The sequence below is a fragment of the Tessaracoccus zhenghani genome, assembly GCF_055326325.1.
The window spans coordinates 659,185-680,968 of the sequence record NZ_JBUZNQ010000001.1; the positions used below are offsets into that span (position 1 = coordinate 659,185).

The window sequence follows — 21,784 nt, forward strand, 5'->3', positions numbered from 1 at the left end:
AGAATAGTTCACATGAGCGAAGCGCGCGAACTGATGCAGCAGGGCATCGCTGCGCTCTGGGACGCCGCAGGCTCACTCCGAACTGATTCACCGGCCGCGGAACGGTTGGCCCACATGGTGCACACCGTCACCGAGGCCGAGGCCCAACTGGCTGGTCTGCGTCTCCACCTCCTCCACGAAGCCCGCCTCTCCGCCGCCGACGCAGTCGTCAACGAGGTCCGCCAATCCGTGCGCACCACCACCGCGCAGGCCACCGCTTCGCTGAAACTGGCGCTGGATCTCGGGGAGCGTTTCCCGCTGATCGCCGCGGCGTTGAGCGACGGGGATATCTCCCTGGCGCAGGCCGAGGCCATCGTCTCAGGGCTACGGAAGCTACCCGGCAGGTTGACCCGCGCAGACCTGGTGGAGTGCCAGAAGTCGGTTCTTGAACACGTGGACACGCTGGGTCCCGCCGAGTTGCGGGAGTTGGCGTCGCGGCTGGTCGAGGTGATTGATCCTGACCTGGCGGAGGCTGACGACGCGAAGCGTCTGGCGGCCGAAGAGCGGACCGCGCGGCGGGGAAGGTTTCTGCGTCTATCGCCGGACCATCACGGCTCGATCCGGATCACCGGCCTGCTACCGGTGGCAGATGCCGCGTTGTTGGCCGCGCAACTGGAGGCGTCGATGCCGTCGGCCTCCTCCTACGCGGACGCGGGCGAGACGCCCGGGCCGGACGTGCGACGCGCCGACGCGCTGGTGCTGCTCGTCCAGGCCGCGGCCGCGTCCGGCGAGCTTCCGGCCCATGGCGGAGACAGGCCGCGGGTCCACATCACCATGCACCTCGACACCCTCACCACCGGGCTGGGAGCGGTCGGGCTGCCGGGCCTCGACGTCGACGGCCTCACCGCAGCCGAAGCCCGTCGCCTCTCCTGCGACGCGGGCGTGATCCCCATGGTGCTCGGCAGCGACTCCCAGCCGTTGGACGTCGGCCGCGAGCATCGGTTGTTCACCCCCGCCATCCGGGCCGCTCTGGTTCTCCGTGACGGAGGCTGCGCGTTCCCCCACTGCACCGCCACACCGGCCTCGTGTGAGGCGCACCACATCATCCCCTGGTGGGCAGGCGGTCAATCCTCACTCACCAACGGCGTTCTCCTCTGCCCACACCACCACCGGCTGGTCGAACCAGACCCTCAACAGTCAGCCGAATCACAATGGCAGGTCCACCTAGACCCGGTCACCGGGATGCCATGGTTCACCCCACCCAGACACATCGACCCCGCCCGCAGACCCAGGCAACACCGCAGGCACCTGCTGCGCGAACTCACCCCGTCAGCCAAGGCACCACCCTGCCCAGACGAGCCCGAGCCCCCTGACTTCAACCGGCTCGAGGAACTGATCGCCCGCACCGCGGCCGTCTGGCAATCCGCCGCCCGCTGAGGTGGGGCTGGCTCAGGACACGACGCTCAGGAGTCGGGGTCCGCGACGATGGCAACCACCGCGTCGCGGACCGCTCGGGACAGGCGCGGGTCCCGGTTGCCGATCACCGCGACCGTCAGCCCGTGGGCGTCCGCCGTTGCCGGCGTCCACGCGGTGCCGGCCCGTGCGTCGTCGGCCCGCACGCAGAACCGGTGGTGCGCCTCGGCCATCTGGGAGGCGGCGCGGTTCGCCGTCGGGTCATCGGTGGCGGCGAGGATGTACCAGGCGTCGCCCAGGTCGGAATCGAGGAACGCCCGCCGGATCCATTCGAACCGGCCCTCCTCAGCGAGCGCCCGCAGCGCGGGCGTCAGATGGGGCGCCACCACCCTCAGCCGCGCCCCGGCCTCCAGCAGCCGTGGCACGCGGCGCTCCGCGACCTTGCCGCCGCCCAGCACCAGCACGTCTCGGTTACGCAGCAACAGCCCCGCCAGATAGGTGGGCGACCCATGCGGCGGCGCCTCCGGCAGCATCTCCAGGTAGCGCTCCACCACCACGTCGGCCAGTTCCGCACACGCCCCGATCACGTCGGCCACCCGCACCTCGGCATCTGGATGGGCGGCGGCCCATTCGTCGGTCTGCCGCTGCGTCCAGGTGCTGAGCATGCCGGGGAACAGCCAGTGCCCCATCACCACGATGCGGCGTGCCCCCGCCGCGTACGAACGATCCAGGGCGGTGGGCAGCGACGGGCGGGTGACCTGGATGAACGCCGGTTCGACGTCGGCCCACTCCCCCAGCTCCAGCAGCATGCGGGCCAGGCGCACGTGATCGGCGTTCGCGTCCGGCACCAGCGCGCCACGGCCCACGAACACGACGCTGGTCTCGGCAGGGGCCCAATCGCCGCGGGCCCCGTGGAGCCGGCCCTCGACGGCCTCCATCAGGCGCGGATGCGGGCCCAGATGCGCCGCGTAATCCACGTGCGCTGAGGGCACCGCCGAGCGAGCCTCCGCAATGAACTCCGGGATATCGGAGCGCACGTGCCCGCCGGTGCCCAGCATCAGCGGGACGACGACGGCGCGCGGCCCATGCTGCTCCAGTGCCTGGGTGAGGGCTGCGGTGATGGACGGCTCAGTGAGTTCGACGAACCCCACGCTGACCGGCACGCCTGGCACCCTTTCGCGCACCAACTGGGCGAGTTCCAGGCACGCCTCCACTCCCGCTTCGAGCCGCGTGCCGTGGGCCGCGATCAACAGGGGGGTCCTCATGCGTTGTCCTTGGGGTGTAGTTCGGGCGCCGGTCCTTGGTGAGCCTGCAGCTCGTTCACGGCGCCCTGCTTCTCCAGAACCACCGACCCTGTCCGGTGTATTCCCTGCCCCTCTGGAACCGCCGGATCCATCCAGGTGTAGTCCCGCGGGGTGACCATCAGCTGGCGCCCCCCGCCGGACGTGACGTACTTCGTCGACGACGAGCCCACCACGACAAGGGAATTCATGTCCACCCACTCGGGCCGGAACTCCGCCAGCGTACTCAGGATGACCTTCTGCCGAGGTCGCTCCGCCTGCTGCACCACCGCCACCGGGGTGTCGGGCGGGCGGTGCTCGCCGAGGATCTCCAGGGCCCGCGGGAGATGCGCCACGCGCTTGCGGGAGCGCGGGTTGTAGAGGACCGTGACGAAGTCGCCGACGGAGGCGCCGTGGAGGCGCCGCTCAATGGACTCCCAGGGGGTGTGCAGGTCGGATAACGAGATGGTGGCATGGTCGTGGCCCAGCGGCGCGCCGAGGATGGCGGAGACCGCGAGCGAGGCGGTCACGCCGGGCACGACGTCGACGTCCACGCCGTCGGTGCCCTGCTCCAGCACGGGGCTGGCCATCGCATAGATCGCCGGGTCGCCGCCGCAGACCAGGGCGACGTTCTCGCCGGCCCGGGCCGCGTCGATCGCCGAGGCCGTGCGCTCCTCCTCGGTGCCCATCTTCGTGGCCATGATGCGGGCGCCGGGGCGGATGAGGTCGCGGATCTGCTTGACGTACGGGGCGTACCCGACGACGTAGGTGGCCTGCTGGAGACGCTGCTTCGCGCGGGGCGTGAGGAGGTCGCGGACCCCGGGGCCGAGCCCCACGACGCTGAGCCGCCCCCGCGCGGGGATACGGCCGACGGCGCACGTGGCGTCCTGGGTCTTCTGCTTGGGCACGATGAGGTCGGCGCCGCGCGCCATCACAGAGGCCTCCGAGACCGACGGTGTGCCGACGTGCTCCAGCGCGTACTGGCTGGGCGTCGGCACGTCGAAGACGGCCAGTTCTGCGGCTGGGTAGTCGAGGAGCTTGACGCCCAACTGATGGGCGAGCTGGATCAGCCCGAGCTCGCCGGCCTTGGCGTCGATGGTGGTGAGCGCTGTCACCGACTCGAGGGCCAGGTTGTGCTCAGCGAGGGTCGCCTCGAGGAGTCCGCGGAGGTGCTCGGCGGAGGTGCCCTTGTTGCAGCCCATGCCCACCACGAGGCTGGGGGGATGCAACACGACGGTGGGGGCTCTTTCAGTCTCAACCAGCGTGTGGTCCGTGACGAGGATGCGGGCGACGGGGCGTTCGGCGTTCTCTGACACGTTGGCCGGCAGCGGCGGCAGCGGCCACGGCTGCCGCTTCTCCACGAGCACCGGCCCGCCGTCGATGATGGCCCGGGTGACGGCCGCGACGTCGCCGGAGTAGGCCCAGCCCAGGGTGTCCAGGGCGGGGATGTTCAGCGCGTCGGTGGCGGTGGTCAGCACCGGCGTGGCGCCTGTGGCCTCGGCGATCCGCCGGGCGAGGTCGTTGGCGCCGCCCGCATGCCCGCCCACCAGCGGGACGGCGAACCGGCCGGCCTCGTCAACGACGACCACGGCGGGGTCGGTCTTCTTGTCCCGCAGCAACGGCGCGATGATGCGCGAGGTCGCTCCCAGGGCGAGGTGGCTGACGATGAGATCGCACCGCTGCCAGGCGGATGCCAGCCCTTCGCGGGCCGGGCCGTCGAAGCGGAGCGTGGGTCCGACGACGTCGTCGATGGCGTCGGCGTGCCGCCGGGCCGCCGCCGAGTTGGTGACCTGACCGATCACGTTCCCTGAGCCGGTCGAAGGGCGGAGGCCCGGGCCGTCGAGGATGATCACGACGTTGGGCTCCGCCACTTCTGCCGTCAGCGCCTCCTCGGGCGAGAACCAGCACACCCGTGCGTCGGCCTCCCCCAGCCGTTCGGCGACGACGAAGCGCACCCCCTCGGCAGGGGCGAGCGCAGCCGCGATCTCGCGCAGGCCGGTACCCGGCCCGGTGAGCACCGCGACCTTCGGGTGCCTGCGCGCCGCGGCCACGGCGTCGTCGATGGGGCGCCCGTGGGCGGAGACCACGACGGCGTCATCCCAGGGCAGCGCGACGGCGGCGAAGGCGGCCGCCACGGAACTCACCGCCGGCCGCACCGAGAGCTCGAAGCCGTCGGCACGGAGCCGGCGCACGATGCCGTGGAAGCCGGGGTCGCCGCTGGCGATCACCAGCGCGTCGGCGCCGTCCGGCAGGGAGCGCAGCCGCTCCAGCGCCGGGGTCAGCGCGCCGAGCACCACCCGGCGCGGCTCCTCCACCCCCAAGGCCTCCAGGTGCCGCCGGCCGCCCACCACCAGCGCCGCCCGCTCGGCCAGCGCAACCGTCTCCGGGGCGAGCTGCCCCAGGTAACCGTGGACGTGGATCATGACAGTTCCTCCGTGACGCCCCGCGTGCCGTGGGCGCGCAGGTCTGCCTGCGCCTGAGGTTCGGCCGCGCGGTACTCGTGCCGGAACCCGGGATGGTAGAGATGCGACCGGGTACTGAGCGGTCCTTCAGCCAGCGCCGGGCCCACCAGGACGACGGTGTGCTTCCACAGCTTGTGCTCGCGCATCGTCGCCGAGAGTTCGTCGAGGGTGCAGCGCAGCATCATCTCGTCGGGCCAGGTCACGCGGTACCCGACGATGCACGGGGTCTCCGGCGGGTAGCCGCCCGCCAGGAGCTCGTCCTGCAGCACCTTGTTGCGCGCCGCGGACAGGTACAGCGCCATGGTGGCGCCGTGCGCGGCGAACGAGCGCACGGTCTCCTTCTGGGGCATCGGCGTGCGGCCGCCCTCCAGCCTGGTGAGGATCAGCGACTGCGACACCTCCGGCACCGTGATCTCCACCTCCATGCGCGCGGCCGCGGCCGAGAAGGCGGAGATGCCGGGCACGGATTCGAAGTCGAGCCCCAGTTCGCGGATCAGGTCGCGCTGCTCCGCGGTGGCGCCGTAGATGGAGGGGTCGCCGGTGTGCACCCTGGCGACGGTGAGCCCCTCGTCGCGGGCCCGCTCGTAGAGGGGCGCGATGTCCTCCAGCGAGGCGGAAGCGGAATCGATGACCTCGGCCCCCGGTTTCACGCCTGCGACGATGTCGGGATGCACCAGCGAGGACGCCCAGATGACGATGTCGGCCTCCCCGATCACGCGCGCCCCGCGCAGCGTGATGAGATCAGCGGCGCCCGGACCGGCGCCGACGAACACAACCTTGCCGCTCACAGCGCACCGCCCGTCCCCGTGCGGCGCGGGGCGCTCAGCACGGTGGAGAAGTAGGGCGCCCGTTCGTCGTCGGTCAGGTCGTCCAGCGCCACGAGCCGCTGCCCCTCGAGGGACACGTTGACGCCCAGCACGGCGTCGCGCCCCTCCTCCCGGAGCACGCGCACCAGTTCGGGCAGCTTCCGGCCACCCTTGTAGGCGACCACGGTGTCTGCGGCTCCCAACAACTCCCGCACCCGGTCGAGGCCGACGGTGACCGGCACCAGCGCCAGGATCTCCTGCCCCTCCACGAGCGGCGTCTTCGACTCCGCGGCCAGGGCCTGCATCGCTGTGATCCCGGGAATCACCTCCACCTCGACGCCCTGCCGCGACTCCACGACGTGCGCCGCCAGGTACGAGAACGTCGAGTACACCGACGGATCGCCGACGGTGGCGAAGGCCACGCGCTGGGCCCCGCCGTCGAATTCCTCCAGCGCGGCCGACGCGGAGGTCAGCCACGCCTCCTTCCGCCGGTCCGAGACGCCGCTTCGGTCCGCCATGGAGAACGGGATGCGCCGGATCCGCGCGTCGGGCGCGACCTCCGCGACGATCAGCTCAGCCCGGCCCGGACCGTCGCCGGAGGCCTCCGTCGCGGGGACGAGGACGACGTCGGCCGCCCTCAGCGCCAGCGCAGCTTTGATGGTGGTGAGAGTGGGATCTCCTGGGCCGACACCGACGCCGATCAGACGTCGTGGGGCAGGGGTGGGGACGGTGGACACCGTGGCCTCCTGTGGGTTCGCTCGCCCGGACAAAGTGGCCGCGCAGACAGAGTTCCTGACTCACCCGTTAGGGCTCACAGTGGCGGGACCGCCCCGGATTCACACCGGGTTCCTCTGACGCTCTGCGCGTTGGCAGTCATCCTCGCAGACCCCCTTCCGGCGCCGACGGCGGGGTCAGCCGAACGACAGGATGCGCTCCACGTCCGCGTGTTCCTCCAGCGCGTCGGCCACCGCTTCGAGCATCATTTCGCGCCGCTGCGCGAACCCGGGCGCGGCCGACGGCGTCCAGTCACGCCCCGCGGCCTGGGCCACGACGGCGAGCCAGGCCCGGCGAAAGTCGTCTGACTCCAGCGCGCCGTGCCACATGGTGCCCCACGTCTGCCCGACGCGGACGCCGCCGAGGAACTCCTCGCCCCCGGGCGAGGGGCGCATGCGGCCGTGGTGGATCTCGTAGCCCTCCACTGGAATCCCGCGCCACTGACCCTTCGGCCGGCCCAGCACCTTCTCCGCCTCGAACCGCACGTCCACCGGCAGTAGCCCCAGGCCCGGCACGGGGGTGTCGTCGCCGCTCTCCACCGGGTCGACGATGGTGCGGGCCAGCATCTGGAACCCACCGCAGATCCCCAGCACCGGCCGCCCGCCCGCCGCCCTCGCGGTCACCGCCTCGGCCAGGCCGGTCTCGCGCAGCCACGCCAGGTCGTGCAGCGTGGCCCGCGACCCCGGCAGCACAGCCAGGTCCGCCGCGGCCACCTCTGCGGGATTCGTCGTCACGCTCACGTGCACCCCCGGCTCCGCAGCCAGGGCGTCCACGTCCGTCGCGTTGGAGATGCGCGGCATCCGGATCACGGCGACGCTGAGCCCGCCGTCGGCCTTCTCCTCGCCGCGCCACCGGGCGACCTCCAAGGCGTCCTCGCCGTCCACCCACATGCCCGGCAGCCACGGCACCACGCCGAAGTTGCGAAGGCCGCACCGGCGGGTGAGTTCTTCCAGCCCGGGGTCCAGGACGGCCTGGTCGCCGCGGAACTTGTTGATGAGGTAGCCGGCCAGCAGCGCCCGGTCCTCGGAGTCGAGCAGGGCCCAGGTGCCGTAAATGGAGGCGAGCACGCCGCCGCGGTCGATGTCGCCGACGAGCAGCACGGGCAGGTTGAAGGCCCTGGCCAGGCCCATGTTGGTGTAGTCGCCCTGACGGAGGTTGATCTCGGCCGGGGAACCGGCGCCCTCGCAGATCACCAGGTCGTGCCGGGCCGCGAGCTCGCGGTACGCGTCGTGGGCCGCCTGCGCCAAGAGCCGCCGTCCGGTGGCGTACTCCCCCGCCCGCAGTTCGCCCGCTGGTTGGCCGCGGAGGATGACGTGCGCGCGCCGGTCGCTGCCCGGCTTCAGCAGCACTGGATTCATCGCGGTCGACGGCGTGACCCCGGCCGCGATGGCCTGCAGGTACTGCGCGCGGCCGATCTCGCCGTCGGCCACCACCATGGAGTTGTTGCTCATGTTCTGGGCCTTGAACGGCACCACGTCGAGGCCGCGTCGCCGCGCCGCGCGGCACAGCCCGGCGGTGATCAGCGACTTCCCCGCATCCGACGACGTGCCCGCCACCAGGAAACTCATCGCCGTCCCCGCTTCGCCAAGGCGAACCCCGCCGCCAGAGCCGTCGCCGCGCCGGTGACGAGCGTGACCAGCTGCGCCGCCTTGCGCACCTCACACGCGCCGGGTCGGGGCCCGTCGCCGAGCAGCCCCCGCTCCTCCACGCGACTGGCGTACACGTTGCGCCCGCCCAACTGGACGCCGAGGGCGCCGGCCCAGGCGGCCTCGCACCAGCCGCCGTTGGGCGAGGGGTGGTTGCCCGCGTCGCGCAGCGTGACGGCCCAGGCGCGCCGGGCGGAGCCGCCGACCGCGGGAGAGAGCGCCGCACCCAGCACCCCGGTGAGGCGTGCCGGGAGCAGGTCCAGCGCGTCGTCCAGCTTCGCCGACGCCGTGCCGAAGCGGCCGTAGCGCTCGTCGCGGCGCCCCACCATGGCGTCGAGCGTGTTCACCGCCCGGTGCGCCAGCAGGCCGGGGATGCCCAACAGGGCTCCCCAGAACAGCGAGGCCACGGCCGAATCCGCCGTGTTCTCCGCCATGGATTCGACGGTGGCGCGGGCCAGTTCCGGCGCGTCGAGCTGGGCGGCGTCGCGGCCGCAGAGGTTGGGCAGCTGCGCGCGGGCGCGGGCGAGGTCGCCGATCTCCAGGCTGTCGGCCATCGTGTCGCCCTCCCTGGCGAGGCTGCGGGCGCCGAGCACAGCCCAGGTGGCAAGCGCCGTGGCGGCGGTGTGGAGCACGGGGTGCCGGCGGGTGAGCCGCTCGGCCGCGACCCCCAGCGCCACGACGGGCGCCACCGTCGCCGTCGTGTAGACCGCTCCTGCGGCGACGGTGTCGTCGTAGAGGGGGCCTTCGGCGCGGGCGGCGAAGGAGCCGAACCAGGCCACCGGGTGGTGGCGCCGGGGGTCGCCGACGATCTGGTCGGCGAGCACGCCGAGAGCGAGGCCGAGAGCTCTGGAAATCACGGGGGAAGGCTATCGGGCCAGGTTGTGGGTGCGGACCTCGCCGTTGCCGAACTCATGCCATTCGACGCTGCGGTGGTCCCGGCCGTCGAGCACTGCGAGCAGGATCCGCAGCGTGTCGCCGTGTGAGACGAGCACCACCTCGCCGTCGACCTCCGGCAGCCCCGCCATGAAGATCGTGAGGCGCTCATGCACGTCGCGCACCGATTCGCCGCCGCCCCAGCGCACCTCCGAGATGTGGACGCCGTCGGGCACCGGCTCCTCGATGAGGTCGTCGTAGCTGAGCCCCTCGAGCCGGCCGAGGCCCTGCTCGCGGAGCGCCGATGTCGCCTGGACGGGCACGCCCAGCGCGCGGGACACTGCGTCGGCGGTCTGCAGCGCGCGCACCTGGTCCGAGGACCAGATGGCGGAGACCGGCCTGCCGGCGAGCAACTCGGCGACCGACGCGGCCTCGGCATGACCCTGCTCGGTCAGAGGCACGTCGGGGGTCTGGCCCTGGAGCCGGCGCTCCAGGTTCCAGGCGGACTGCCCGTGCCGCACCAGATGAAGAATCACGCCGGTGAGTCTAGGGTGAACGCATGAGAGACGCCGTGGACGACCTGATCTGGGACGAGGCCCCCAAGGAGGCGGGAGCGATAGGCATCCTGGACGCGCCCGCGCTCGTGGAGGACGCGCTCACCATCACCGACGACGTGCGGGTCTTCTGCGACGACTGGCGCGACGCCGCGTCGGTGGCCCCGGAGTACCTGGTGGCCAACCCCGACGACCTCGGCGGCGTCGACCTGGCGCTGGCCCGCCTCCCCAAGAGCCTCTCGGCGCTGGACCACCACGCCGCTGTGGTGCAGGGCGCCCCGGACGTGACGTACCTGGGCGGTGCGCGCATCCGGCACATGAACCACACGATGAACGAGGTGCTCGCCAAGCACTTCGTGGCCGTGGCGGCCTCGCTGGGCCGCTCGAAGTCGCGGGTGCTGCGCGCCTGGGGGCCGCAGGGCCTGGAATCCGACTGGCCGAAGGTGCGCCAGCATGAAGACCTGGGCTACGCAGTCGCCGCCTACGGTGCGACGTTCGGCGGCACGAAGGTGGACCCCGGCACCCGCCTGCTGCTCATGGCGCTGGCCGGCGGCGGCGACCACGCCCCGCTCGAGGCCGACACCGTCCTGGACTGGGGCTGCGGCAACGGGTCCGTGGCGATGTGGCTGGCCAAGGAGGGCGTCGACACGGTGCTGGCCCGCGACGTGAGCTGGTCCGCCGTGGCCGGCACCTCCGTCGCCGCGGAGATCAACGGCTTCCAGGTGGACGCCACCTGGGGCGACGGGCTCGACGGTTACGCCGACCAGAGCGTCGACGCGCTGGTCACCAATCCGCCGTTCCACCAGGGCACGGCGAAGGATTCCAGCGACACGCTCGACATGTTCGTGGACGCCCGACGGGTGCTGAAGCCCGGCGGCCAGCTGTGGTGCGTGTACAACTCGCACCTGCCGTACCGCCGGGCCCTCAACGAGACGCTCGGGCGCACCCGGGTCGTCGCGCAGGACAGGCACTACACCGTCACGGTCACCTCGTCGGGTCGGTGACCCGCAGAGGTCCGAAGCTGACACAAAGAAACCTCACAGGAATCACATAGACTGGACGGGTTATCTAGGCGCGTACCCACCAAGGAGCCCAGATGAGCAATGAGCAGAAACAGCAGCCGGATCCGATGAACCGCCCGCCTCAGCAGTGGCAGCCCCCGGCGCACCCGCAGCCTTCTCAGCAGCAGCCCGTCCAGCCGCAGCAGCAGTACCCGCCGCGGCCCACGTACCAGCAGTCGGGTCCCTCCTTCCAGCAGTCGGCCTACCCGCCCAGGCCCGCGTCGTACCCCAGCTACCAGCAGTCGGGGGCCACCAGCACCTCGACGCGGCCCCCGCAGAAGCGCGGCGGCGCCCAGGTGGCGGGCGTGCTCGCCATCGCGATGCTCGCGGCAGGCGTCGGCGGCGGCACGGGATTCGTCGCCTCGCGCTACGCCGCTGAGGACGCCGCGGCCCCCGGCATCACGTCGACGTCGCCGAGCGCCAGCCCCTCGACGGAGACCACCGAGGACGCGTCGGGCGGCCAGCAGACCACGGTGGTGCAGGGCGACCCCACGAACCCCGACTGGAGTGCCGTGGCGGAGGTGGCGGCGAAGTCGGTCGTGGCCATCCAGGTGGCCGGTGCCGACGGCGGCAGCCAGGGCTCCGGCGTCGTGATCGACGGCGAGGGCCACATCGCCACCAACAACCACGTGGTCGCCAGCGCAGGCTCCGGCGCGCAGATCACGGTGCTGCTGGGCAACACCGCCTACCAGGCCGAGGCCGTGGGCTTCGACCCGTCGACGGACCTGGCCGTGATCAAGATGATCGACCCGCCGGCGGATCTCGCCGTGATGGGGTACGGCGACTCCCGGGAACTCGTCGTGGGCGACCCCGTGATGGCCATCGGAAACCCGCTGGGGCTGGCAGACACCGTGACCACCGGCATCGTCTCCGCGCTGAACCGCCCGGTGACCACGCGCGCCGTGTCGAACGAGACCGTGGCGCAGCAGACCTCCGACAGCGTGGTGGTGACCGCCGCCATCCAGACCAATGCCGCCATCAACCCGGGCAACTCGGGCGGCGCGCTGGTCAACGGCGCCGGCGAACTGGTGGGCATCACGTCGTCGATCGCGTCGCTGCCATCCGCCGGGCAGAACCAGGCCGGCAACATCGGCATCGGGTTCGCCATCGCTTCTGACCAGGTGCAGTACGTGGCCGAGCAGCTGATCGCCACCGGTCGGGCCGAACACCCGCAGCTGGGCGTGAGCGCGAGCGACGTGCAGAGTTACGGCCCGCTGGGCGCCGAGATCGTCCAGGTCGTGCCCGGCTCGCCCGCCGAGCAGGCCGGCATCGCGGTGGGCGACCAGATCACCCAGGTGGATGGCCAGCCCGTGAGCTCCACCGAGTCGCTCGTCGCCCTGGTGCGGGCCGGACGCGTGGGCGAGGAGATGGAGATCACCCTGCTGCGTGGCGGCAAGGAGACAAAGGTGGCGGTGACCCCCATCGCCGCACCCAACTGACGCCCCGGCCCGCTCGGGCATCCCAGCCGAGGCCGAGTGAAGTTGTGCAGCTACTCCGCTGCACAACTTCACTCTGCTTGGGGCCGGCTGGCCGCTGGGCGCCGGACGACGGCGGGGCAAACCCCCTCTAAAGTTGGGGCCTATGGACATCCGCGTGACGCTGGCGGCCGTGGGCCCCATCCCCGAGTCGCTCCTCGCCTGCATTCCCGACCCGATCTCCAGAACCGTGGACCGCACGGCCTACGGGCAGCGGGTCAACGTCTACGCCCGACACGACGAGCCCGAGCAGTTGCGTCAGGCCCTCCGCGCCGTCGCGGGTAAGGTCGCCGTCGGGGTACTCACCAGGCCGCTTGCCGCGCAACCGGCACAACTGCTGCTCATGGACGTCGATTCCACGCTCACGACGACGGAGGCCGTGGACCTGCTGGCCCACCATGCGGGGGCGGGCGAGAAGGTGGCGGAGATCACCGAGCGGGCCATGCGCGGCGAACTCGACTTCACCGCGTCCCTCCGCGAGCGCGTCGCCACCCTGCGGGGATTGCCCGTCTCGGTGTTCGAAGACGTGGCGCCGGCCATGACGTTGTCGCCGGGCGCCGAGGACCTCATCCGCGCCGCGCGCGCCGTCGGGGCGAAGGTGGGCGTCACCTCCGGCGGGTTCACGCAGCTCGTCGGCCCCCTCGCTGAGCGGCTCCGGTTGGACTTCTTCCACGCCAACGAACTCGAGACCGAGACCGTCGACGGCGTGGAGCGGCTCACCGGCCGCGTGATCGGCACCGTCGTCAACCGCGAACAGAAGGCCCGCGACCTCCTGCGCTTCGCCCACGCCCACTCCATCGACCCCGAGATGACGGTGGCCGTGGGCGACGGCGCCAACGACATCGACATGTTCGACGCGGCCGGCCTCTCAGTCGCCTACTGCGCCAAGCCCATCACGGCCGCGGCCGCGGATGTCGCCATCCCGTTCGCCAGGCTCGACGCGGTGGCCGCCTTCGCATTCAACCGCTGAGCGGCACCGTCGCGGCGACGGCCCAAGGCGCCCCTCTGGACACAGAACAGCGCCTGAGCCTCCACGGCTCAGGCGCTGCCATTGACGGTTCCCGTCAGGTTCAGCTCACGAGGTGGCGCAGCGCCGCCTGGTAGAGCTCCACGAAGCGGTACTCGCGGGCGCCCTTCTCGTCGGCGTCGAACTTCTCCTCAGCCGCCAGGAAGTCGGCGATCGACTCCCCCTCGGCCAACGTGGGCTGCCCGAGCTCGTCGATGCTGGCTTCCTTCATGAGGGCCTGCACGGCCGGATCGGCGCGGAAGGCCTTCGCCTTCTCGGCCAGCATGAGGTACATCTCCAGGTTCGCCTTGGCGGAATCCCAGATGCCCTGGACCCCCTCGGTACGCGACGGCTTGTAGTCGAAGTGGACGGGCCCTTCGTAGCGGGGCGCGTCCGGCGAGAACGGGAAGCCGTTGACCAGGAGGTCGACGGTGAAGAAGGCGCTGATGAGGTCTCCGTGGCCGAACACGAGGTCCTGGTCGTACTTCAGGCCGCGCTGGCCGTTGAGGTCGATGTGGAACAGCTTGTTCGAGTGCAGCGCCTGGGCCAGCCCGTGGGTGTAGTTGAGGTTGGCCATCTGCTCGTGGCCGACCTCCGGGTTGAGGCCCACGATGTCGCCGTTGTCGAGCGTCGCGATGAGCGCCAGCGCGTGCCCGATGGTGGGCAGGAAGATGTCGCCGCGGGGCTCGTTCGGCTTGGGCTCGAGCGCGATGCGCAGGTCGTAGCCCTGCTGCTTGATGTAGCCGGCGACGGTGTCGAGGCCCTCGGCGTAGCGGGCGTGGGCCGCGTAGAGGTCCTTGGAGGACTCGTACTCGGTGCCCTCGCGGCCGCCCCACATGACGAACGTGCTGGCGCCGAGCTCTGCGGCCAGGTCCACGTTCTTCAGCACCTTGCGCAGGCCGAAGCGACGCACGGACCGGTCGTTGGCCGTCAGCCCGCCGTCCTTGAAGACGGGGTGCGAGAAGGTGTTGGTGGTCACCATCTCGATGACCAGCCCGGCCTTGTCTGCGGCGTCCTTGAGGCGGCCGACGCGGGAGGCGCGCTCCTCGTCGGTGGAGCCGAACGGGAAGACGTCGTCGTCGTGGAACGTGATGCCCCACGCGCCGAGCTCGGCGAGCTTCTCGGCGTATTCCCACGGGTCGAACGCGGGGCGGGTGTTGCCGCCGAAGGGGTCGGTGCCGGTCCAACCGACGGTCCAGAGGCCGAAGGAGAACTTGTCTTCAGGGGTTGGTGTGCGGTTCATGCTCTTCACTCTCTTGGGCCGGGGTCTCCGGGGCGACTTTTCATCATCGAGGCGCCGCCTCTTTTGTTTTGTGCTGAGACTAAAGAGAGTCGGACCGCAGAGTCAAGCTGATGCGATAACAATTCGGACACGTAGTAGTACCCCATGCACAGACCGGTCCGCCGCCGCTCCGCCGTCCAATTTCGCCCCGACGGCCCCGGGGAAACGTCAGCCGGTATGGTGGGCCACGCCACCGAAATTCTTCAAGGAGGACAGATGTCAGGTCGCATCCGATACGAGGCGTTCAAGAACAAGGTGATGTCGGCCCACGACGCCGCCGCCCTCGTCGAAAACGGATGGAACATAGGCTTCTCAGGGTTCACCGGTTCCGGTTACCCGAAGGCGTTCCCCGAGGCGCTCGCCGCCATCATCGACGCCGCGCACAACCGCGGCGAAGAGTTCAAGATCGGCGTCTGGACCGGTGCGTCCACGGCCCCTGAACTCGACGGCGCCCTCGCCCGCACAGGCGGCATCTCCTACCGCGCCCCGTACCAGTCGGATCCCGACATGCGTAACACCATCAACTCCGGCGTGTCCTACTACCAGGACATCCACCTGTCCCACATGGGCCCCCAGGTCTCCCAGGGCTTCCTGGGCAAGCTCAACGCGGCAGTCATCGAGGTGACCGCCATCACGGAGAGCGGCGACCTCATCCCGTCGTCCTCCGTGGGCATGAACCGCACCTACCTCGAGCACGCCGACAAGGTCATCATCGAGGTCAACGAGTGGCAGTCCGAGGGTCTCTTCGGCATGCACGACATCTACTACCCCATCGGCGCCCTGCCTCCGAACCGCGTCCCGCTGCCCATCCAGAACCCGGGCGACCGCATCGGCGGCAAGTACCTCACGGTGGACCCGGAGAAGGTCATCGCGATCGTCGTGACGAACTCGCCGGACCGCAACACGCCGTTCAAGCACCTCGACGACGACTCCCGCGCCATCGCCGGCAACTTCCTGGATTTCCTCGGCCACGAGGTCAAGGTGGGCCGTCTGCCGGAGAACCTGCTCCCGCTGCAGTCCGGCGTCGGCAACATCGCCAACGCCGTGCTCCAGGGCCTGCTCGAGGGCCCGTTCGAGAACCTCACCTCGTACACCGAGGTGATCCAGGACGGCATGGTGGATCTGCTGGATTCAGGCAAGCTCAGCGTCGCCTCCGCGACGGCCTTCTCGCTGTCGCCGAAGGCCGCGGAGAAGATGAACGACAACGCCGCGCACTACGCCAAGAAGATCGTGCTGCGTCCGCAGGACGTGTCGAACCACCCCGAAGCCATCCGTCGCATGGGCGTCATCGCCTGCAACGGCATGATCGAGGCCGACATCTACGGCAACGTGAACTCCACCCACGTGATGGGCTCGCGCATGCAGAACGGCATCGGCGGCTCCGGCGACTTCACCCGCAACGGTTGGATCTCGTCGTTCGTCACCCCCTCGACGGCCAAGGGCGGCGCCATCTCGTGCATCGTGCCGATGGTCAACCACGTGGACCACACCGAGCACGACGTCCAGGTGATCATCACCGAGCAGGGCCTGGCGGATCTGCGTGGGCTCGCCCCGCGGCTGCGCGCCAAGGCGATCATCGACAACTGCGCGCACCCGGATTTCAAGGAGCCGCTGCGTGAATACGTGAAGCTCGCGGAGAAGAAGGCCAACGGCATGCACACGCCGCACGACCTGGCCACCGCGCTGGGCTGGCACGTGCGCTTCCTCGAGACGGGCACCATGGCTCAGTGAGCTGACAGCCACACGGGCACCGGGGGTGGGTTTCCACCCCCGGTGCCCTTTTCTGTGGGCCTGCGACGGGGATCGTGGCGGGGCTCTGTGGCGGGCTCTGAACCTGCGTCGCCACCCGCCCCCACGCGGGCGGCCGGACTCTGGCAGGCTGAGCAGCGTCGCGCCCTGAAAGGAGCCCCCACCCCGTGCTTTCCGCCGCCTTGACGTTCTTCCTGGTCATGGACCCGTTGGGCAACGTGCCCCTCTTCCTGACCGCACTGCGCAACACCCCGGAGGAACGGCGACAGTGGGTGATCCTGCGCGAACTCCTCATCGCCCTGGCCGTCATGGTGGCATTCCTGTTCGCGGGGCGGAGCCTGCTGGACCTGCTCAACATCGGCAACGCCGCGCTCGAAACAGCCGGTGGAGTGATCCTGTTGCTCATCGCCATCCGGATGGTGTTCCCCACCGCCGAGCGGAACCTGCGAGAGCCCCACACCGACGACGAGCCGTTCATCGTCCCGCTGGCCGTGCCCTATGTCGCCGGGCCGTCGCTGCTGGCCGTCGAGGTCGTGCTCATCTCGCAGAACCCGGCAGATTGGCCGATCTTCCTGGGGGCGCTGATCCTGGCGTGGTCGGTGACCGCCGGGATCCTCTACCTCTCGGGCTTCCTGCGCCGGGTCGTCGGCGACAAGACCCTCATCGCCATCGAGCGGTTGATGGGAATGATCCTGGTGATCCTCGCGGTCCAGATGATGCTGGGCGGCATCAAGGCCTTCTTCACGGGCTGACGCGGGGCGGCCGTCCGCCGCGACTGGTATGAATAGGGCCATGATCGACCTGGTTGCCCTACGCCGCGAATTCCATCAGATCCCCGAGGTGGGCCTGCAGCTCCCCCAGACCCAGGCCCGCGTCCTCAGCGCGTTGGAGGGGCTGCCGCTGGAGATCACCCTGGGCGAGTCCGTGACCAGCGTCGTGGGCGTGCTGCGCGGCGGGAAACCGACGCAGGGCAAGCGCCCCGTCGTGCTGCTGCGGGCGGACATGGACGCGCTGCCCGTCGAGGAGTTGACCGGCCTGGAGTACGCGTCGACCAACGGCAACATGCACGCCTGCGGGCACGACCTGCACATGGCGATGCTCATCGGCGCCGCCCACGAACTCTCCGCCCGCCGGGCGGACCTCGCCGGCGACGTGGTCTTCATGTTCCAGCCGGGCGAGGAGGGCGTCGACGGCTGCCGCTACATGCTGGAGGAAGGCCTCCTCGACGTGGCAGGGTCGCGGCCGGACTGGGTCTACGCCATCCACGTGTGGTCCGCGCTGGACCCCCATGGCACCTTCAGCACCAAGCCCGGCACCGTCATGGCCAGCTCGGACGTCGCCCGGGTCCGGGTGGTGGGTCGCGGCGGTCATGGCTCCACCCCGCAGCTCGCGGCAGACCCGGTGCCGGCGCTGGCGGAGATCACCACCGCGCTGAACACCATGGTCACCCGCCGCTTCGACGTGCAGAACCCCGTCGTGGTCACCGTCGGGTTGCTGCAGGCCGGCACCATCGCCAACGTCATCCCGGAGGACGGCCGCCTCGAGGCGACGCTGCGCACCTTCGACACCGGAGTGCGGGCCAAGCTCATCGAGATCATCCCCCAGGTGGTGGAGGGCATCGCCGCTGCGCACGGCGTCACGGGCGAGTTCTCCCTGGTCGAGCAGTACCCCGTCACGGTCAACGACGACGCGGAGGCCGACGCCGTGGCCGCAGCGGTGACAGACCTCTTCGGCTCGGAGCGCCACCTGCGCTGGGAGAAGCCGCTCGCCGGCGCAGAGGACTTCTCGCGCCTGCTGGAGGAGGCGCCGGGCTGCTTCATCGGCCTGTCGGCCTGCCCGCCGGATCTGGACCCCGCCAGCGCACCGTTCAACCACTCCGCCTACGCCCTCTTCGACGACGCCGTGCTGGCGGACGGTGCCAGGCTCTTCACCGAACTGGCCCTGCGCAAAATCGCCTGAAAAGGCGCACCGCCACCGTACGGGTGTGGCGGTGAGGGGGCGGGTCACGGGTACTGTCGAAGGATGGAACTCGACGACGCCGTTGCGGCGGCACTGGCCCACCCACTGGTGGTGGCCGCCGCGCCCAGCAGCGAGCATCCGGGAATGGTCACGCTCACGCTGCTCACTGGTGAAGACATCATCTGCAACCCGCAACTCGCCGAGCCTGATCCCGGCGAGTCGGACGAGGACGCCCTCATGCGCTTCCATGCGTCACTGGACAAGCTCCTGGTCACCGTCCAGACCACGCTAGACGAGGAACACAGCCTCGACGACGCCATCCCCCTGGTGCGCAGCGCCGACTACTTCACCAGGCCGGAGGCCAGCCCGGCCCTGACCTTCCCCCTCACCGACTACATCGGCGTCGGGCTCGCCTTCGACCTACCCACCGCCGTCATGCCCATCAGCGAGGACCAACTCGCCGGCGACACCGCGGAGGAGGCCGTGAACCGCGCGGCCCGCGCGGTGTTGAACCTGCGCGACATGGCTGAGCAGTTCGGTCTCGCCCCCGTCGTCGAGGACAATTCGATCCTCGTCGTGCACGCCACCGAGGGCAACGACTCCGCCTGGTTCGCGGACCTCCAGACCATGGAGGCGGCGCTCACCCAGATGGAGAGCGTCACCGGCTCGGAATGGGCAGCGGTGCCCGCCTCCCGCGAGGACCTCTTCCTGCTGGACACCGACACCCTGCACTGGCCGGAGTTCCTGGACGTGCTGGAGTCGGTGCACGGCAGCCACAAGGAGGTGTGCCCACTGCCCCACGTGCAGGCGGACCACGCGTGGCGCGAGTGGCTGCCACCAGCGGGGCACCCAGCGGAGCAGAGACTGACCCGGCTGCGCGCCGACATCCACGCCCAGCAGCACGCCGAGCAACGCGAGCGGCTCCAGGCCGGCGGGCCGTTCCCGTCGTCGATGCTGCAGATCGAGCGCTCCGGCCGCTGGGAGACCCTCGCGGTGACCGCCGACGACGTGACCAGCATCCCGCGCACGGACCTGGTGGTCTTCTTCCGCGACGGTGACCAGGAGCCGCTCGGCGTGAGCCTCGGCGACGCACTGGTGCTGTGCCCGCATCTCTTCTCCCTGCACGAGGGCACCTTCCCGCCCCGGCTCCTCGTCAAGCCGCCCACGGACGACGACCGCCGCGCGCTCGATCAGAATCGCGTCCAGTGGGGCGCCCGCGCCTGACAGAGGGGACAATGGGCCGATGCGTCCCATGCTCGCCACCCCCACCGCCACGCCCGGGGTGCCACCCGTCGGGCCGGGCTGGGTCCACGAGATCAAGTGGGACGGCGTGCGCTCGATCGCCGAGACCCGTGGCGGGGAACTGATCCTGTACAACCGCACCGAGGGGCAGATCACCATCGCCTACCCCGAGGTGGTAGCGGGCGCCCGCGGCCTACCTGACGGCCTCATCGTCGACGGCGAACTCATCGCGCTGAACAGCGACGGCGTGCCGTCGTTCCACGCCATCCAACCGCGGATGCACGTGCGCAACGCGGCGCGGGCGGCCAGGTGGTCCGCCGAGCGGCCCGTCACGTTCGTCGCGTTCGACCTGCTGAAGCTCGCCGGCGAGGACCTGACCCGGTTGCCGCTGGCAGAAAGGCGCGCACGGCTGGAGGAGCTCGACCTGGCCCGGCCGCACTGGCAGTTGTCGGACCAGCACGACGACGGCGAGGCGCTCGCCCGGGCCACTCGCGACGCCGGGCTCGAGGGCGTGATCAGCAAACGGGCCGATTCCGTCTATCTTCCCGGAGCACGGACCACGGACTGGGTGAAGACTCCGCACCGCACCGAACTGGTGGGAGTGATCGGCGGTTGGCTCCCGGAGACCACCAACCCGGCACGGCTGGGCGCGGTGTGGATCGGCCACCCGGCTGACGAGGCGACGTTCGAGACCAAAGCGGTGCTGTACTCACTCGGCCGCGTGGGCTCCGGGCTGAGCCACGCGGAGAAGGACATGTTGCTCGAGGTCCTCCGCACGACCGAACGCCCCACCCCGCCCTTCGATCCCGTCCCCTCAGACCCGGCAGTCCGTCGCACGCACTGGGTGGAACCCATGCTGTGCGTCCAGGTGCGCTACCTCAACGTCACGCCCGACGGGGTGCTGCGACAGCCGGTGATGATGCGGCTGCGCCCGGACGTGTCGCCGGCCGAGGCGGCCGTCGCCGAGATCGGTTGAGCCGTCGCCGCTCAGTTGAGCCGCTGCGCCACCAGCACCACGTCGTCGCGGTGCTGGGCACCGGCCCCGTGGGTGACAGAACGCTCGCGGTTGTCGAGGGTGATGACGCTCCACCCGTCGGGCAGTCGTTCGGAGATCAGTTCCGGGCTGAGGAGTTCCCTGCCGTAGGCGGGATGGTCCTCGTGCACCTGGGTGTCGAAGTCTGCGTGGTGCACGACCACGAGGTGGCCGCCGGGCGCTACTAGGCTCGTGAGGAGACCGGCCGTGTGCGCATCCGTGAACAGCGGGACGTAGCTGGCGGTGACCAGGTCGTACTCGGCGTGCGGCAGGAAGGCGGAGCCGAGCTCGCCGTGCACCCACTCCACCTCGACGCCGGCGGCCTTCATGGCCCTGGTGGCACGCTCGATGGCCACCGACGACGGCTCCAGCCCGACGACCTCCCACCCCTGCTGCTCGAGCCAGATGGCGTCGGCGCCCTCGCCCGAGCCGACGTCGAGGGCCAGCCCCGGGGAGAGCTTCGAGGCCTCCGCCACCAGCGCCGCGTTGGGGTTGCCGGACCACATGGCCTCGGAGTGGCTGTAGGTCTCGTCCCAGTCGTGGTCGTGCATGGCTCAAGTATGCCTCTGCCACCGGGGCCGGACGGCTTGTAGTCTTGGCGGCGATGGACACCACCAAGCAGATCGCGACCCTCCCGCCGCTGGAGGAACTGCGGGGCGGCGTGCCGCTCAGCAGGCGCACGGGCGAGCCCCGGCGCCCCGTCGTGCTCGCGGTCGCGTCGGTGCTGCTCTACCTCGCCGTCGCCTCGGCCCTGGGCGCCTACGCCTGGCACTGGTGGATGGCGGCGCACCCGGCCAGCTACGCCAACTCCGCGTGGCTCATCGCGTGGACGGATCCGGCACCGGGCACGTGGTTGTCGCTGACGCTGGAGGTCGCGCTGGCCGCCGCTCTCGCGCTGGCAGCGGGGGCCGCCGGCATCGCCGGTTTCCAGGCCTGGAACGGGTGGCGCTGGGCGCGCTGGGCCGGCCTCGTCGCGGCTGCGCTGATGAGCGGCTTCATGGCCATCACCCACTGGTACGCCGCGGTGCCCGTCGGCCTGACGGCGCTCGGCGCGGGCCTGCTGTTCCTACCGCCCGTCACCCGCTACTTCCGGCACTGGACGCAGGTGCGCGCCACCCCGCCCGCCCCGTACCGCCGGCCCGGTGAGATCCACTACGGCCGGCTCGCCCGGTTCCGCTGACTTATAGACT

Annotated in this window: 19 protein-coding genes and 1 riboswitch; of the genes, 10 read left to right on the forward strand and 9 right to left on the reverse strand. The window is 70.8% G+C overall.

Annotation, left to right across the window (positions count from 1 at the left end; all coding sequences use genetic code 11):
* Positions 1-12: 12 nt before the first annotated feature.
* Positions 13-1,416: an HNH endonuclease gene (locus ACZK4S_RS02990; protein WP_463643308.1), complete on the forward strand. Its 1,404-nt coding sequence runs from the start codon at positions 13-15 to the stop codon at positions 1,414-1,416.
* A gap of 26 nt (positions 1,417-1,442) precedes the next feature.
* On the opposite strand, the gene ACZK4S_RS02995 is transcribed toward ACZK4S_RS02990, so the two are convergent.
* From ACZK4S_RS02995 to ACZK4S_RS03025, 7 genes are all read right to left on the reverse strand, one after another.
* Positions 1,443-2,657, reverse strand: a complete 1,215-nt coding sequence (locus ACZK4S_RS02995) for a siroheme synthase domain-containing protein (RefSeq protein ID WP_463643309.1) — start codon at positions 2,655-2,657, stop codon at positions 1,443-1,445.
* Positions 2,654-5,095, reverse strand: a complete 2,442-nt coding sequence (gene cobJ, locus ACZK4S_RS03000; protein ID WP_463643310.1) for a precorrin-3B C(17)-methyltransferase — start codon at positions 5,093-5,095, stop codon at positions 2,654-2,656. Before cobJ ends, ACZK4S_RS02995 begins: the two co-directional genes overlap by 4 nt.
* Positions 5,092-5,922 (reverse strand): precorrin-4 C(11)-methyltransferase, encoded by an 831-nt coding sequence (gene cobM / locus ACZK4S_RS03005; RefSeq protein ID WP_463643311.1) that lies wholly within the window; start codon positions 5,920-5,922, stop codon positions 5,092-5,094. The genes cobJ and cobM overlap by 4 nt, the downstream gene beginning before the upstream one ends.
* A complete protein-coding gene (gene cobI / locus ACZK4S_RS03010; RefSeq protein WP_182765142.1) occupies positions 5,919-6,677 on the reverse strand; it encodes a precorrin-2 C(20)-methyltransferase in 759 nt (252 codons plus the stop codon). The genes cobM and cobI overlap by 4 nt, the downstream gene beginning before the upstream one ends.
* A 28-nt stretch (positions 6,678-6,705) precedes the next feature.
* Positions 6,706-6,836, reverse strand: a riboswitch (cobalamin riboswitch).
* 15 nt (positions 6,837-6,851) lie between these two features.
* Positions 6,852-8,282: a cobyric acid synthase gene (locus tag ACZK4S_RS03015; protein ID WP_463643312.1), complete on the reverse strand. Its 1,431-nt coding sequence runs from the start codon at positions 8,280-8,282 to the stop codon at positions 6,852-6,854.
* A complete protein-coding gene (locus ACZK4S_RS03020; protein WP_463643313.1) occupies positions 8,279-9,217 on the reverse strand; it encodes a cobalamin biosynthesis protein in 939 nt (312 codons plus the stop codon). Before ACZK4S_RS03020 ends, ACZK4S_RS03015 begins: the two co-directional genes overlap by 4 nt.
* 9 nt (positions 9,218-9,226) lie before the next feature.
* A complete protein-coding gene (locus ACZK4S_RS03025) occupies positions 9,227-9,769 on the reverse strand; it encodes a histidine phosphatase family protein (protein WP_463643314.1) in 543 nt (180 codons plus the stop codon).
* 23 nt (positions 9,770-9,792) lie between these two features.
* Here ACZK4S_RS03025 and ACZK4S_RS03030 point away from each other — a divergent pair, with 23 nt between their 5' ends.
* From ACZK4S_RS03030 to serB, 3 genes are all read left to right on the forward strand, one after another.
* Positions 9,793-10,791, forward strand: coding sequence for a class I SAM-dependent methyltransferase (locus ACZK4S_RS03030; protein WP_463643315.1), 999 nt, complete (start codon positions 9,793-9,795; stop codon positions 10,789-10,791).
* Between the two features lie 92 nt (positions 10,792-10,883).
* Positions 10,884-12,287, forward strand: coding sequence for a S1C family serine protease (locus tag ACZK4S_RS03035; RefSeq protein WP_463643316.1), 1,404 nt, complete (start codon positions 10,884-10,886; stop codon positions 12,285-12,287).
* Positions 12,288-12,429: 142 nt separating this feature from the next.
* Complete coding sequence (gene serB / locus ACZK4S_RS03040) at positions 12,430-13,293, forward strand: phosphoserine phosphatase SerB (protein WP_463643317.1); 864 nt, start codon at positions 12,430-12,432, stop codon at positions 13,291-13,293.
* Positions 13,294-13,393: 100 nt separating this feature from the next.
* Here the strand turns inward: serB and xylA are convergent, their stop codons facing one another.
* Positions 13,394-14,572 (reverse strand): xylose isomerase, encoded by a 1,179-nt coding sequence (xylA, locus tag ACZK4S_RS03045; RefSeq protein ID WP_463643318.1) that lies wholly within the window; start codon positions 14,570-14,572, stop codon positions 13,394-13,396.
* Positions 14,573-14,827: 255 nt separating this feature from the next.
* On the opposite strand from xylA, the gene scpC reads away from it, so the two are divergent.
* The 5 genes from scpC (at position 14,828) to ligD (ending at position 20,537) form a co-directional block, all read left to right on the forward strand.
* A complete protein-coding gene (gene scpC, locus ACZK4S_RS03050) occupies positions 14,828-16,342 on the forward strand; it encodes a succinyl-CoA:acetate CoA-transferase ScpC (RefSeq protein ID WP_076061092.1) in 1,515 nt (504 codons plus the stop codon).
* Between the two features lie 185 nt (positions 16,343-16,527).
* Entirely contained in the window at positions 16,528-17,112 is a 585-nt protein-coding gene (locus tag ACZK4S_RS03055; protein ID WP_076061094.1) for a MarC family protein, read from the forward strand.
* Positions 17,113-17,152: 40 nt separating this feature from the next.
* The gene (locus ACZK4S_RS03060; RefSeq protein WP_233120754.1) at positions 17,153-18,319 is read left to right on the forward strand and encodes a M20 metallopeptidase family protein; all 1,167 of its coding nucleotides are present in this window, start codon (positions 17,153-17,155) and stop codon (positions 18,317-18,319) included.
* A gap of 63 nt (positions 18,320-18,382) precedes the next feature.
* Positions 18,383-19,543, forward strand: a complete 1,161-nt coding sequence (locus tag ACZK4S_RS03065) for a hypothetical protein (protein WP_076061098.1) — start codon at positions 18,383-18,385, stop codon at positions 19,541-19,543.
* Between the two features lie 19 nt (positions 19,544-19,562).
* The gene (gene ligD / locus ACZK4S_RS03070; protein ID WP_076061100.1) at positions 19,563-20,537 is read left to right on the forward strand and encodes a non-homologous end-joining DNA ligase; all 975 of its coding nucleotides are present in this window, start codon (positions 19,563-19,565) and stop codon (positions 20,535-20,537) included.
* An 11-nt stretch (positions 20,538-20,548) separates the two neighbouring features.
* On the opposite strand, the gene ACZK4S_RS03075 is transcribed toward ligD, so the two are convergent.
* Positions 20,549-21,145: a class I SAM-dependent methyltransferase gene (locus tag ACZK4S_RS03075; protein ID WP_076061102.1), complete on the reverse strand. Its 597-nt coding sequence runs from the start codon at positions 21,143-21,145 to the stop codon at positions 20,549-20,551.
* A gap of 53 nt (positions 21,146-21,198) precedes the next feature.
* On the opposite strand from ACZK4S_RS03075, the gene ACZK4S_RS03080 reads away from it, so the two are divergent.
* On the forward strand, positions 21,199-21,774 hold the full coding sequence (locus tag ACZK4S_RS03080) for a hypothetical protein (RefSeq protein ID WP_463643319.1): 576 nt from the start codon (positions 21,199-21,201) through the stop codon (positions 21,772-21,774).
* Positions 21,775-21,784 lie beyond the last annotated feature (10 nt).

Excerpts from the sequence above, each read along its gene's own strand:
- xylA (WP_463643318.1), bottom strand. The coding sequence starts at position 14,572 with ATGAACCGCACACCAACCCCTGAAGACAAGTTCTCCTTCGGCCTCTGG.
- ACZK4S_RS03065 (WP_076061098.1), top strand. The coding sequence starts at position 18,383 with ATGGAACTCGACGACGCCGTTGCGGCGGCACTGGCCCACCCACTGGTG.
- ACZK4S_RS02995 (WP_463643309.1), bottom strand. The coding sequence starts at position 2,657 with ATGAGGACCCCCCTGTTGATCGCGGCCCACGGCACGCGGCTCGAAGCG.
- ACZK4S_RS03035 (WP_463643316.1), top strand. The coding sequence starts at position 10,884 with ATGAGCAATGAGCAGAAACAGCAGCCGGATCCGATGAACCGCCCGCCT.
- ACZK4S_RS02990 (WP_463643308.1), top strand. The coding sequence starts at position 13 with ATGAGCGAAGCGCGCGAACTGATGCAGCAGGGCATCGCTGCGCTCTGG.
- scpC (WP_076061092.1), top strand. The coding sequence starts at position 14,828 with ATGTCAGGTCGCATCCGATACGAGGCGTTCAAGAACAAGGTGATGTCG.
- serB (WP_463643317.1), top strand. The coding sequence starts at position 12,430 with ATGGACATCCGCGTGACGCTGGCGGCCGTGGGCCCCATCCCCGAGTCG.
- ACZK4S_RS03030 (WP_463643315.1), top strand. The coding sequence starts at position 9,793 with ATGAGAGACGCCGTGGACGACCTGATCTGGGACGAGGCCCCCAAGGAG.
- ACZK4S_RS03015 (WP_463643312.1), bottom strand. The coding sequence starts at position 8,282 with ATGAGTTTCCTGGTGGCGGGCACGTCGTCGGATGCGGGGAAGTCGCTG.
- ACZK4S_RS03080 (WP_463643319.1), top strand. The coding sequence starts at position 21,199 with ATGGACACCACCAAGCAGATCGCGACCCTCCCGCCGCTGGAGGAACTG.
- ACZK4S_RS03075 (WP_076061102.1), bottom strand. The coding sequence starts at position 21,145 with ATGCACGACCACGACTGGGACGAGACCTACAGCCACTCCGAGGCCATG.
- ACZK4S_RS03060 (WP_233120754.1), top strand. The coding sequence starts at position 17,153 with ATGATCGACCTGGTTGCCCTACGCCGCGAATTCCATCAGATCCCCGAG.
- cobJ (WP_463643310.1), bottom strand. The coding sequence starts at position 5,095 with ATGATCCACGTCCACGGTTACCTGGGGCAGCTCGCCCCGGAGACGGTT.
- ligD (WP_076061100.1), top strand. The coding sequence starts at position 19,563 with ATGCGTCCCATGCTCGCCACCCCCACCGCCACGCCCGGGGTGCCACCC.